Annotated in this window: 10 protein-coding genes; 5 read left to right on the top strand and 5 right to left on the bottom strand. The window is 75.1% G+C overall.

The window, feature by feature from the left end:
* Positions 1–185 precede the first annotated feature (185 nt).
* Positions 186–989, top strand: a complete 804-nt coding sequence (locus ACIBH3_RS20245; protein WP_396313378.1) for a serine/threonine protein kinase — start codon at positions 186–188, stop codon at positions 987–989.
* 178 nt (positions 990–1,167) lie between these two features.
* The gene (locus ACIBH3_RS20240) at positions 1,168–2,799 is read left to right on the top strand and encodes a serine/threonine-protein kinase (RefSeq protein WP_396313377.1); all 1,632 of its coding nucleotides are present in this window, start codon (positions 1,168–1,170) and stop codon (positions 2,797–2,799) included.
* 64 nt (positions 2,800–2,863) lie between these two features.
* On the opposite strand, the gene ACIBH3_RS20235 is transcribed toward ACIBH3_RS20240, so the two are convergent.
* Positions 2,864–3,235, bottom strand: a complete 372-nt coding sequence (locus ACIBH3_RS20235; RefSeq protein ID WP_396313376.1) for a hypothetical protein — start codon at positions 3,233–3,235, stop codon at positions 2,864–2,866.
* Positions 3,236–3,421: 186 nt separating this feature from the next.
* On the opposite strand from ACIBH3_RS20235, the gene ACIBH3_RS20230 reads away from it, so the two are divergent.
* The 3 genes from ACIBH3_RS20230 to ACIBH3_RS20220 all read left to right on the top strand — a co-directional run bounded on the left by ACIBH3_RS20230 (position 3,422) and on the right by ACIBH3_RS20220 (position 8,001).
* Complete coding sequence (locus ACIBH3_RS20230; RefSeq protein ID WP_396313375.1) at positions 3,422–4,855, top strand: pyridoxal-phosphate dependent enzyme; 1,434 nt, start codon at positions 3,422–3,424, stop codon at positions 4,853–4,855.
* Positions 4,856–5,090: 235 nt separating this feature from the next.
* On the top strand, positions 5,091–6,659 hold the full coding sequence (locus ACIBH3_RS20225) for an APC family permease (RefSeq protein ID WP_396313374.1): 1,569 nt from the start codon (positions 5,091–5,093) through the stop codon (positions 6,657–6,659).
* A gap of 115 nt (positions 6,660–6,774) precedes the next feature.
* Entirely contained in the window at positions 6,775–8,001 is a 1,227-nt protein-coding gene (locus ACIBH3_RS20220) for a saccharopine dehydrogenase family protein (RefSeq protein WP_396313373.1), read from the top strand.
* 70 nt (positions 8,002–8,071) lie between these two features.
* Here ACIBH3_RS20220 and ACIBH3_RS20215 read toward each other — a convergent pair whose 3' ends face one another.
* The 4 genes from ACIBH3_RS20215 to ACIBH3_RS20200 form a co-directional block, all read right to left on the bottom strand.
* A complete protein-coding gene (locus tag ACIBH3_RS20215; protein ID WP_396313372.1) occupies positions 8,072–8,548 on the bottom strand; it encodes a VOC family protein in 477 nt (158 codons plus the stop codon).
* A gap of 221 nt (positions 8,549–8,769) precedes the next feature.
* Positions 8,770–8,961 carry a hypothetical protein gene (locus ACIBH3_RS20210; protein WP_396313371.1) on the bottom strand — a complete coding sequence of 64 codons (192 nt, stop codon included), beginning with the start codon at positions 8,959–8,961 and terminating at the stop codon, positions 8,770–8,772.
* Between the two features lie 141 nt (positions 8,962–9,102).
* Complete coding sequence (locus ACIBH3_RS20205; RefSeq protein ID WP_396313370.1) at positions 9,103–9,300, bottom strand: hypothetical protein; 198 nt, start codon at positions 9,298–9,300, stop codon at positions 9,103–9,105.
* Positions 9,301–9,504: 204 nt separating this feature from the next.
* Entirely contained in the window at positions 9,505–12,435 is a 2,931-nt protein-coding gene (locus ACIBH3_RS20200; RefSeq protein ID WP_396313369.1) for a LuxR C-terminal-related transcriptional regulator, read from the bottom strand.
* Positions 12,436–12,633 lie beyond the last annotated feature (198 nt).

Genomic DNA, 12,633 nt, shown 5'->3' with positions numbered 1-12,633 from the left:
GGCGGGCCTTCCCGTGCTCGGCGGGTGTGGGAGTACCGGGCGAGGTACGGTCCCCCACCCCGCCCCCGCGTACCCGCTCGGAGAACCGCGCCGAGCCCGCGCCGATGACCGAGGGTGACCGTCCGCTTGCTAAGCGCGTACAATGCTTCGTGTGCGTCTCGCGCTTCAGTGCCGGAGGGGGCTCGTTGGACACGGTGATCGTGCAGCTGCCCGAGCGAGCGGCGGCCCGGCCCGGCGCCCCGCCCGAGCGGCCGCGACTGCTGCGGATGGGGCCGGGGGAGAGCGCCGACTTCGGTCGCGGCGCTCCCGGCCGGCCGGCCGCCATCCCGCTGGAGGACCAGGGCGTCTCCCGTCAGGCCGGTGAGGTGACGGCCGCCGAGGACTACTGGCGGCTGTCCAACTTCAGCGGCTGCGCCACGTACGTCGTGGAGAACCTCGAAGGCGCCGGCGAGCACGTCAAGGTGGCTCCCGGGCGGCTCGGGGCGCCGGTGCCGTTCGAGTTCTCGCGGGTGGTGCTGCCCTCGTTCGGCGGCGCCACCCACTTCAAGGTCTTCGCGCCGCAGCACGCCTACCTCGACGCGGACCCCGACCACCTGGGGGCGGACGGCGCCGGGCCCGGCGCGGGCGAGCACACGGTGAGCCCGTTCGCGCTGGACCCGACGTCCAAGTACTTCCTCGTCCTGCTGGCCCTGTGCGAGCCCCGTCTGCGCGACGCCTCCGCCGCCGCCGTACCCGGCGTCAACGACGTGCTGGAGCGCCTGCGTTCACTGCCCGCCTGCGGGGAGCTGACCCGCTCCGCCGTGAACTACCACATCGACTACCTGGCCGGCAGCAAACTCCGCCTGCGCGGGGAGGAGGGCCGGGAGCCGGGTGGCGGTGGCGGTGGCCGCACCGGCCACAAGCGTGAGGAACTCGTCGCGCTGGCGCTGCGCTTCGACCTGGTCCGCGAGGGCCATCTCGCCCTGCTCCCGCCGCTGCGCACCGGCTGAGGCGGAGGCGTCACGGACCATGGACGACACGGGGACGGGGGAAGCAGCGGGCGTACGGCGCAGAGCAGTTGTACGGCACGGCGCGGGTGCGGGGCGCGGCACCGGCGCAGAGCAGCACGCGGGCGCAGAGCACGGCACGCACCCACGGCGCGGCGCTCCCGCGCCGGACGACGTTCCCGTGCCGGGCGTTCCCGCGCCGGACGACGTTCCCGTGCCGGAGGCCGCCGGGAGGCCGCCGCTCGACGTCCCGACCGGCTACCTGGTCGCCGGCCGCCGGATCACCGGGCTGATCGGATCCGGCGGCTGGGGCAGTGTCTACGCGGCCGAGGATGTGGACGGCGGCGCCCCGGTCGCCGTCAAGTTCCTCCGCCCGGGCCTGCTCACCCCGGGCCAGCGCCGTACGATGGCCGAACTCGTCCGCCGCGAGCTGGACTTCAGCCGGCAGGCGGATCACCCCCAGCTGATCCGCACCCTCGCCGCCGTCACCGTGTGCGATCCCGAGCGGCCCCGGCTCGACGGCGCGGTGGCCCTGGTGATGGAGCGCGCCGAGCGCAGCCTCCAGCAGCTGCTGGAGGAGGGCGAGGCCGGCACCCCCGTGCCCGAGGCCGCCCGGATCCTCGCCGAGGTCTGCGCCGGCCTGGCCCACATGCACGGCACCGGCTGGGTGCACGGCGACCTGAAGCCGGCGAACATCCTGCTGATGCCCGGCGGCGCCGTCCGGCTGGCCGACTTCGGGCTGACCGCCGAGCTGGAGGGCACCCACGCCTACGCCCCGCCGCTCGGCTCGCTCGACCACGTGCCGCCCGAGTGGTGGTCGCAGCGGGCCGGCGCGCGGGGCGTGCAACTGCGGCCGAGCGCCGACATCTGGGCGTTCGGCGTGCTCGCGCACCAGGTGCTCACCGGCGGCCTGCACCCCTTCCTCGGGGCCACGGCCCGGGCCAGGTCGCTGGCCGCCCAGGCGTACGCCCGCGGCGCCGCGCCGCTGCGGCTCGACGAGCGGTTGCCCGGGGGGTGGCGGGCGCTGATCTCCGTGTGCCTGGCTGCGGACCGTGCCGAGCGGGCCGCCCTGGACGCGACCGGGCTGCTCTCGCGGGTCCGCGCCGCAGGTGGGCCGCCCGCGCGGCCCGCCCGGTGCGGCCACCGGCCCCACCGCGGCCTCGTGTTGGCCGGCGCCGGCCTGGCGGTGGCCGCGGCGGTGGCGCTCTGCGCGGCGTTCTGGGCGGGGTGGCCGGACGCCACCGGCGCGCACCCCCGCCCGCCGGCGCCGCCCGCCGCGACGGCGTCGGCCCCCGCCGGGGCCGCCACCGGTCCGTCCCCGTCCCCGTCCGCGCCGCCGTCCGGCGTGCTGCGCGGGGCGATCGTGGCCGGCTCCGACGTCCCCGCCGCACTGCTGGAGCCGATCGACCGGGCCGCCCGCCGGTGCCCCGAGCCCGAGGTGACCCCGGCCCTGCTGGCGGCGATGCTCAAGGCGGAGAGCGGCTTCGACCCGGACGCGGCCCGGCCGCAGTCGCAGGAGTACGGCATCGCGATGTGGACGCCCGCCGTCTTCAACGCCTGGGCCCAGGACGGCGACAACGACGGCCGCAAGGACTACATGTCCCCACCCGACGCCATCATCACGATGGGCAGTTACGCCTGCTGGCTGGACCAGCAGTTCAAGCACCGCGGCATCACCGCCGACCTGCCGGCCCTGATCGCGGCGGGCTACCGCACCAGCGACAAGACGGTGGCGGCCGCCGGTGGCGTCCCCGAGCGGGTGCGGCCGCACGTGGACGCGGTCCTGCGCTACCTGGCGCAGTACACCGGCTGAGGATCCCCCGGCCGCGGCCGGTGGCCCGCTCCCCCGTCAGCGGGCCGCCGGCCACCGGGCCCGATCAGCAGTAGGGCAGCCCGGGCACGGGCTCGTCGTTGCCGCCGCCCGACAGGTAGATGACGTTGACCCAGACCCCGCGGTTGCCGCTGTCGTCGTCCGTCTTGGCGTACCACTTGTTGCGGTACGGCCCGTCGACCCGCTCGGTGCCGACGGCCTGGCAGTAGAAGTAGTTGGTGCCGGCGTGCAGCACACCGGCCGGGCGGTCGCCCGCGAAGTAGCTGGTCGCGTCCTTCCACACGTGGCAGTTGTACTTGCCGCCGCCGATGCCGTAGCACCCGCTCGCCGCGTCGGCGGTGGTCGCGGTGAGACCGAGGGCGCCGATCGAGAGCATCGCCGCCGTGCCGGCCAGGGCCAGCCTGCGCACACCGAACATGGGGTTCTCCTTCTGCTGGTGGTGGTCCTGCTGCGTTGGGTGGCCGGGTGCCGCCGGTCCGTCTCCGGCGGCCCCGCCTCGACAAGAGAATCACCGCGCCCCGACGCCCGGTACCTGACATCTGTCAGGGCGGATCCCGCGTCCTGCGCGCCCGCGGACGGCCCCCGGTTCGTTAACGTGTCGGGAATGGACGTCCACGAGTCTGCTCTCGAACTCATCGGCCGCACACCGCTGGTGCGCCTGCGAACCCCGGACGACGGCCGCTCGGCCCCGGTCTACGCCAAGCTGGAGTACCTGAGCGTCGGCGGCAGCATCAAGGACCGGATCGCCCTCGGCATGATCGAGCAGGCGGAGCGGGACGGGCTGCTGCGCCCCGGCGGCACGGTGATCGAGGCCACCTCCGGCAACACCGGTGCCGGGCTCGCCCTGGTGGCGGCCGCGAAGGGGTACCGCGCGGTGCTGGTCCTCCCGGACAGGACCAGCGCGGAGAAGATCGCCACCCTGCGGGCCTTCGGCGCCGAGGTGGAGGTACGGCCCGCCGGCCTTCCGGCCGAGGACCCGGAGCACCCGTTGAACGTGGCGGCGCGGATCGCCGAGCAGACACCGGGCGCCTGGCTGGCCGGCCAGTACGACAACCCGGCCAACCCGGGCGCGCACTACCTGACCACCGGGCCCGAGATCTGGCGGCAGACCGACGGCCGGATCACCCATCTGGTCTCCTGCATCGGCACCGGCGGCACGATCAGCGGCACCGGCCGCTACCTCAAGGAGGCCAGCGGAGGCACGGTCAGGGTGATCGGCGCCGACCCGGCCTCCTCCGTCTACTCCGGCGGCGACGGCCGGCCGTACTTCGTCGAGGCGGCCGGCCACTTCCGGCATCCGGAGACGGTCGAGGACGTCTGGCCGCAGTCCTACCACCAGGACGTCGTGGACGACGTGCTGCCGGTCACCGACCGGGACTCGCTGCTGACCGTCCGACGCCTGGCCCGCGAGCAGGGCCTGCTGGTCGGCGGCTCGGCCGGGACCGCGGTGGCCGCCGCCGAGCGGGTGGCGGCCGGTCTCGGCCCGGACGACCTGGTGGTGGTCATCCTGCCGGACTCCGGACGGCAGTACCTCTCCAAGTACTTCGACGACGGCTGGCTGCTGCGGCTGGGCTTCCTGGACGGTGACGGGAGCGCCGCCCGGGTCGGCGACGCACTGCCCGCGGCCGTGCGGGCGCAGCCCCTGCCATACGTGAACCGGCGGGCCACCGTCGGTGAGGCGCTCGCGCTGCTGCGCGCCCGGCGGGCCGGCGGCGCCGAGCCCGTACTCCCGGCCGGCCCCTGCCCGACGGGGGGCGAGCGCAGGCCGACCGCCCCCGAGCTGAGCGGTTCGCTCGCGCTGGACACGCTGACGCGCGCGGTCGAGCTCGGCCAGATCGCGCCGGGCGATCCGGTGGGGGATCACCTGGGTGCGCCGCTGCCCCAGTTCGGCGCCGGCCAGCCCGCGGTGGCGGCGCTCGCGGAGCTGACGGAGCGGGGTGTGGAGACGGCCGTCGTGCTGCACGACGGTCAGGCCGTGGGCCTGATCGGCCCGCAGGACCTGCACGCCGTGCTGCGGGCCGCCGGCGCCGCCCGTTAGCCCGAATGCCCGGTGCGGCCGAGCGGGGGGTGGAGCGGGGACCGGACCCGGCCCCGCCCTGGCCCCGCCCGGCCTCCGCCGCGCTCAAGGCCCTGCGCACGCCCCGCGCCCGGGCCTTGGCACGCGCCCCCGGCCTTGCTCGACCGGAGCGCGAAGGCCTTCAGCAGTAATATGAGAGACGCGATTCCCCTTAGCACCGTGGCGTCCTGCCCGACCAAGAGAGCGGGGTGGGGTTGTGTCGAACCCGTCCGGCCGTCCCTCCCCGCCGGCCGCTCCAGCGGTCGTCGGGTCCGGTGCCGGCGAGAAGGGCCTCAAGACCGGAGCGCTCGGCCTCTTCTCCTCGGTGGCCATCGGACTGGCCTCCACCGCACCGGCGTACAGCCTGGCGGCGACCCTCGGCATCATCGTCGCCGGGGTCGGCCTCCAGGCACCGATCATCACGATGCTGGCGTTCATCCCGATGCTCCTGATCGCCTACGCGTACAAGGAGCTCAACGCCTCCGACCCCGACTGCGGCACCACGTTCGTCTGGGGTGCCCGTGCCTTCGGCCCGCGTACGGGCTGGATGGGCGGCTGGGGCATCATCGTCGCCGACATCATCGTGATGGCGAACCTCGCGCAGATCGCCGGCATCTACGGCTTCCGGCTGTTCGGCCTGGACTCACTCGCCGACAGCACCGTCTGGACCACCCTGGCCGGGGTGGTGTGGATCATGGTGATGACGGCGATCTGCTACATCGGCATCGAGATCTCCGCCGCGCTCCAGCGCTGGCTGCTGATGATCGAGGTCGGTGTGCTGGTGCTGATGTCGGTCTATGCCCTGGTCAAGGTGTACGGCAGCAGCCCGCCGCCCACCGCGATCGACATCTCCTGGTCCTGGTTCAACCCGTTCAATGTGGCCTCGGCGTCCGCGCTGACCCAGGGCATCCTCGCCGCCGTCTTCATCTACTGGGGCTGGGACACGGCCGTCTCGGTCAACGAGGAGACCGCCGACAGCTCCCGGACCCCGGGCCGGGCCGCGGTGATCTCCACCGTCCTGCTGCTGCTGATCTACGCGCTGGTCTCCACCTCCGCCCAGGCCTTCGCCGGGGTCGGCGAGGAGGGCATCGGCCTGGCCAACCCCGACAACGAGGGCGATGTGCTGTCCGGCCTCGGCGGCGCCATCTTCGGCGACACCGGCGTCGGCTGGTTCCTGACCAAGCTGCTGATCTTCATGGTGCTGACCTCCTCGGCGGCCTCCACCCAGACCACCATCCTGCCCACCGCCAGGACCTCCTTCTCGATGGCCGCACACCGCGCCATCCCCCGGCAGTTCGCCCAGGTGCACCCCCGGCACCTCACCCCGACGTGGTCCACCATCGGCATGGGCCTGGCCTCGATCGCCTTCTACGTACTGCTGACGATCATCAGCGGCAACGTGCTGGCCGACTCGATCGCCTCGGTGGGCCTGGGGATCGCGTTCTACTACGGCCTCACTGGCTTCGCCTGCGTCTGGTACTACCGCCATGTCCTCACCCGCAGTGCCCGCGACTTCATCTTCAAGGGCCTGATGCCCCTGCTCGGCGGCCTGCTGCTGCTGTACTTCTTCTGCTACGGCGCCTTCAGCGTCTACGCCGACCCGGAGTACGGCTCGACCTCGATCGACCTGCCGATCTTCGGTGACACCGGCGGTGTCACCGTCATCGGCATCGGCGCGCTGGTGCTGGGCGTGGTGCTGATGCTGATCCAGTGGGCCGTCCAGGGCTCCTGGTTCCGGCACCCGGACGTCCCCAGGAGCGCGGCGAATCCCGCCGACGCACCCTGAGACGCACCCCGAGACACAGCCTGACACGCACCCTGGGGCCGGCCTCCCGGGCGTCCCGGGCCGGCGCCCGGCTCGTCCGCGGCACTGCCGGCCGTGCTGAAAGGACGGCTCCGCGATGCGGATTCTCATGATCGGCGCCGGCGGCGTCGGTACGGCGGCCGCCCGGATCGCGGCCAGGCGCGGCTTCTTCGACCACTTCGTGGTCAGCGACTACGTGCTGAGCAGGGCGCAGGCCGCGGTGGACGCGCTCGGCGGTGGAGCGGGCGACCCCCGGTTCGTGGCGGCCCGCGTCGACGCGTCCGACGAGCGGGCGGTGGCCGCCCTGCTCGCCGAGCACCGCTGCGACGTCCTGCTCAACGCCACCGACCCGCGCTTCGTGATGCCGCTCTTCAGGGCCGCCCTGGCCGGCCGGGCCGGCTACCTGGACATGGCGATGTCGCTGTCCCGGCCGCACCCCGAGCGCCCGTACGAGGAGTGCGGCGTCAAGCTCGGCGACGGCCAGTTCGAGCTGGCGGGGGAGTGGGAGGCCGCCGGCCTGCTCGCGCTCTGCGGCATAGGCGTGGAGCCGGGCCTGTCCGACGTCTTCGCGCGCTACGCCGCGGACGAGCTGTTCGACCGGATCGAGGAGATCGGCGTCCGCGACGGCGCGGACCTCACCGTGGACGGCTACGACTTCGCACCCTCGTTCAGCATCTGGACGACCATCGAGGAGTGCCTCAACCCGCCGGTGATCTACCAGGCCGACCGGGGCTGGTACACCACCGCGCCGTTCAGCGAGCCCGAGGTGTTCGACTTCCCCGCCGGGATCGGCCCGGTGGAGTGCGTCAACGTCGAGCACGAGGAGGTCCTGCTGGTCCCGCGGTGGGTCCAGGCCGACCGGGTCACCTTCAAGTACGGCCTCGGCGAGGAGTTCATCCAGGTGCTGCGGACGCTGCACCAGCTCGGCCTGGACCGCACCGACCCGGTGACCGTCGACGCCGGCGGCCGCCCGGCGGCGGTCTCCCCGCGCGACGTGGTGGCCGCCTGCCTGCCCGACCCGGCCACCCTCGGCGACCGGATGCACGGCAGGACCTGCGCCGGCACCTGGGTGCGCGGGACGAAGGACGGCCGGCCGCGCGAGGTGTACCTGTACCACGTCGTCGACAACGACTGGTCGATGAGGGAGTACGGCTCGCAGGCGGTGGTCTGGCAGACCGCGATCAACCCGGTGATCGCACTGGAGCTGATCGCGGCCGGCCAGTGGGCGGGCGCGGGGGTGCTCGGGCCGGAGGCCCTCCCGCCGAAGCCCTTCCTCGACCTGGTGGGAGCGTACGGGCCGCCCTGGGAGCTGCGCGAGCAGTGAGGGGCGGTCCCGTCGGTCCGGTCGGTTCTGGCTCAGTCGGTTCAGGTTCAGGTTCGGTTCAGGTTCAGGCTCAGGAAGTGCCGAACTGCGCCGCGGCCCGCCTGCGCATCTCCTCCGGCGGCACGTCCTCGACGTGGCTGGCGATGCTCCAGCGGTGCCCGAACGGGTCGGCGAACTGCCCGCTGCGGTCACCGTAGAACCGGTCGGCGACGGGCTCCAGCTCGGTCGCACCGGCGGCGAGCGCGCGGGCGTGGACGGCATCGACGTCCTCCACGTACACGTGCAGCGTGACGGGCGTGCCGCCGAGGGCCTTCGGGCTGCGCGCGCCCATCTCGGGGAACTCGTCGGCGAGCATGACCAGCGAACTTCCGATCGTGATCTCGGCGTGCCCGATCCTGCCGCCGGGCGCGCCCATCCGTACGCGCTCCACGGCCCCGAGGACCGCGGTGTAGAACTCGATCGCGGCGGCGGCGTCGGACACGGACAGGTACGGCGTGACGGTCGGGTACTCGTCGGGGACGGGCTTGACGGGTTGAGCAGTCGCCATGGCGGCCTCCTGGCACGGTTGGTGGCACCCCTTCGCCCAGCCTGGCACGCACGCCGCCCGCCCGCGCGAGGGGCACGGCCGGGCGGTGGTCGGGGTGGTGGCCCCGGCCCTGGTCCGGGCGGTGGTCCGGGCGGATTTCGGCCGCAGTGGCCCTGGCGGTCCGTCAGCCCGGACCGCCCGACGGCAGGCCGATGCGGCGCGAGCCGTTCACGCGTTCAGGCTCACCGGACGTGCTGCTCGATCCAGCGGGCACCGCGTTCCGCGCCGACACACCGGCACCGGACCCGTACCCGGCGGCCGTGCGGCGCCCCGGCAGGCTGCTCAGCGGTCGCCTCGGCCAGTTCGTGGGCGCGGTGCTGGAGCTCGTGCAGCAGGTCGTGCTTCAGCTCGGGGTCGGTTCGCGGCGCGGCCACCAGCCGGCTGTACGCTTCGTCGACGGCCGCCACCGCGGTGCCCAGGTCCCGGTCGCCGCGGGTGGGTGAAGGTTCGTAGCCATGTCTCCTCCTCCATCTCCTCCCCCGCCGGGCTCACCCGCCGCGGGTGAGCCCGGCGGGTCACTCCGGCAGCTGTCGCATCTCCAGCACCGTCAGCCCCAGGGACTGGAAGCGCACCAACAGGCCGTAGAGCTGAGCCTCGTCGGTCACCGGCCCGAGGAAGCAGGTCTGCTCGCGTACGGGGGCGCGATCGAGTTCGGGGAAGGTCTCGGCGAGCGCCTCGGAGACGACGCCGGCGACGCGGAATTCGTAGCGCATGGGAGCACTTCATTCGAGGCCGGAGGCTGCTGCGGTTGCTTCCCATTATCGTCGGTGCTCGGCCGCCGGCAGGCATCGCCCGGATCGGGGGAGATCGGACCAGGGCGAGTCGGACCCGGGAGATCGGACCGGGACACCGGACCGGTACCGCAGTGGGGAGACCGGCGCCGCCCGGGTGACCGCCGCCGCCGCGCGGGTCAGGGCTCAGAGCAGGCCGAGGGCCCTGGCCCGGCGGACGGCCTCGCTGCGCCGGGTGACGCCGAGCTTGCGGAAGACGCTCTTGAGATGCGTCTTGACCGTGTTGGCGGAGACGTGCAGCTCGGCGGCGATCTCGTCGGTGGACAGCATCTGCGCGGCCTGGCGCAGGACGTCCCGCTCCCGGCCGCTGAGCGGCTCGATCAGCGCGGGCAGCCGGTCGCCGGCGTCGGCGCGCGCACGGCCGGGCAGTGGTAGCGGCAGCCAGCCGTGCGCCTGGGCCAGCTGTCGGTCCCGCGCGAGCAGCCGTCGTACCCACGCCCCGGACTCGACGAACAGCCGGCGAAGCTCCTCCGGCCGGGCCAGCGCGAGCGCCTGACCCAGCAGCATGAGCGCCGCCGTCTCGTCACCGGCGGCCTCGGCCGCCTGCGCCCCGACCAGGTGGATCTGCACCCGGGTCGTGACCGACACGCTGGAGACCGAGGAGAACGCCCACCCGGGCGCGCCGGGCGTGAGGCCCGCGAGCGCCTCCGCGGCGGCGCCCGCGCCGTCCGGGCGGCCCGCCGCCAACAGTGCGCGGGCGCGGGCCACGGTGTGTTCGGGGCGGGCGGACGCGACGCCGTCCAGCGCCGCGAGCGCCGCGTCCGGGTCGCCCTGCGCCAGCCGGACGGCGGACTCGGCGATGGCCAGCTCGTCCGCCGTCCACGGCGCCGCACCCCGCAGGTCGGCCTCCGCAGCGCGCAGCAGGGCGAGCGCCGTCGGCCAGTCGCTGCGGGCCCGCGCCAGCCTGGCCCCGATCACCGCGGCCTGCACCGCGGCGACCGGCTCGCTGCCCGCCCCGGTTGCCCCGGCCGCCGTGGTCGCCGTCGTCGCGAGGTCGAGCTGCGCGGTGGCGGTGGCCAGGTCGTCACGCTCGATCGCGACCCCCGCCAGGACGAGGTGGGCCAGCCGGGCCGGGCCCTCCGGCGGGAGCGCGGATCGCTCGGCGAGGTCGAGCAAGGCCCGCGCATGCGCCTGCGCCGGCCGCAGCCGTCCGCCGAGCAGCTCGACCAGGGCGAGAGAGCCCAGGCTGTCGCAGTGCGGACACTCCGTGCCGGGCGCCCCGCACGCCGCGACGGCGGCCGTGAGGCAGCGCTCGGCGGGCCCGAGACGGCCGGCCCCGAGCTCGGCCGCGCCGGCACCGGCCAGCACCAGCGCCCGGAGCTCGGGATGCCGGCCGAGCAGCGCCTGCGGCACCTCGCGCATCAGCCGCTCGGCCCGCGCGGCCGCGTCCGCCGCCGCGCACGGATCACCGGCCGCCTGCGCGGCGAGGACCGCCAGCACGGCCGAGCAGAGCCGGGCGGCGCGCTCGTCTCCGCGTGCGAGCGGGGCGCTGTCGCTGCCCCCGCCGCCGTCGGCGGCCGGCGGCCGGCCCGGTCGGTCGGTGGCCGGCTGCACCGCCGCGCTCCGCCGGTCCTCGCCGCCGGGCCTGGCGCTGGCCTGGCCCGCGCCCACGGGTGAGCCGTCGTCCCCGGCCTGTTCCTCCCCGCCGGCCTGGTCCCGCTCCCCGTGCTCCTTGCCCTCGCCCAGCTGCGAATCGGCCCGCCGGAGCGCGGCGGTGCAGCCGGCCGCGTCGTGGTCGCCCAGCCGCAGGGCCGCTTCGACCAGGGCGGTGGCCGGGCCGGGCAGGCCGGTGGGCATGGGGGCGAACAGCCGGCTCAGCCGGTCCGCGTCCAGACCGGTGAGCAGTCGCACGATGGCCAGTTGGCCGACCAGCTGCTCCGCGGCGAACCGCCAGTCCCCGGCGGCGGCCGCCTGCGCCTCGGCCTCGGTGAGCCGGCCCGCGTCGGCGAGCCACCGGGCCGCCCGGCGCCGCAGCCGGGGCTCCAGGCCGGGGCGGCGGTGGCGCAGGTGGGCGTGCAGCACCTCGGCGAACAGCGGGTGCAGCCGGTACCAGGCGGAGCCGTCGACCGGCTCCAGGAAGGCGTTGGCGCGGGCGAGCATCGCCAGCGTCCACTCGGCGTCCCGGCGGCCGGTCAGCGCGTCCGCCAGCGCGGGGTGGATGCGCTCGGTCACGCTGGCGCGCAGCAACAGGTCCTGGGTGGGCGCGGGGTACGCCTCCAGCACCTCGTTGAGCAGGTAGTCGGCGATGCTGGCGCGGTCGGCCTCGAAGCCGCGGACGAACGCCTCGGGATCACCGGCCCGCTGCATGGCCAGCGCGCCCAGCCGTAGCCCCGCCGCCCAGCCCTCGGTCCGTTCGACGAGCGTCCGCACGCCCTCCTCGGACAGCGCGAGGCCGTGCCCGCCGAGCAGCTGCGCCGCGTCCGCGGTGGTGAAGCGCAGGTCGGCGTTGCGGATCTCGGTGACCTCGCCGGCCGCCCGGTAGCGGTGCAGCGGCAGCAACGGCTCGGTGCGGCCGGTCAGCACCAGGCGCAGACCGGGCGCGGCGTGCCGCAGTAGGAACGCGAGCCCGTCCGCGACCTCGGGGGACGGGAGGGCGTCGAACTCGTCGAGCACCAGGACGACCGGCCCGGGCGCCTCCGACAGGGCGGCGGCGAGGCGCGTCAGCAGCCGCCGGTCCACCCCCTCGGCGCGCGCCGGGCTGCCCACCTCGGCCGGCATCCGGACGCCGGCGCGCCGCAGCGACTCCAGGACGTACGCCCAGAAGGTGCCGGGAGTGTCGGTGGCCTCGACGGTCAGCCAGGCGGTGGCGCGCGGCCCGCGACCCTCGGCGATCCAGTGCGATGTCAGTACCGTCTTGCCCGCCCCGGCCGGGCCGTTGACCAGCGTGAGCGGGCCCCGCGCGCCGGCGCTCAGCTGGGTGAGCAGGGCCGGGCGGTGCACGAGGATCTTCGGCGGCGCCGGGACGGCGAACCTGGCGGTGAGCAGCGGGTCGCCGGACGGCGCCAGTGCGCGTCCGCCCGGCGTTGCGGGGGAGCCTGCTACTGCGGGGTTCGGCATGGGCTCACCGGGGTCGGCGGGACGGGTCTGCGGGCGGGTCTGTCGAGGAGGGCAGGGACGGCCGGACGGCTCGGTGCCGTGTGCCACCTTCCACTGAACCGCCGCCGGGCGGCCGCCGCCAGTTGCCGTCACCCGGCCCGGGTGATGGGTGCCCGTCCGGGCGGCGCACATCCTGGAGACCCGGCCGAACACCAGCCG

This window comes from Kitasatospora sp. NPDC050543 (assembly GCF_044457565.1).
Classification (GTDB): Bacteria; Actinomycetota; Actinomycetes; order Streptomycetales; family Streptomycetaceae; genus Kitasatospora.
This window is presented reverse-complemented; position numbering and strand designations above follow the sequence as displayed.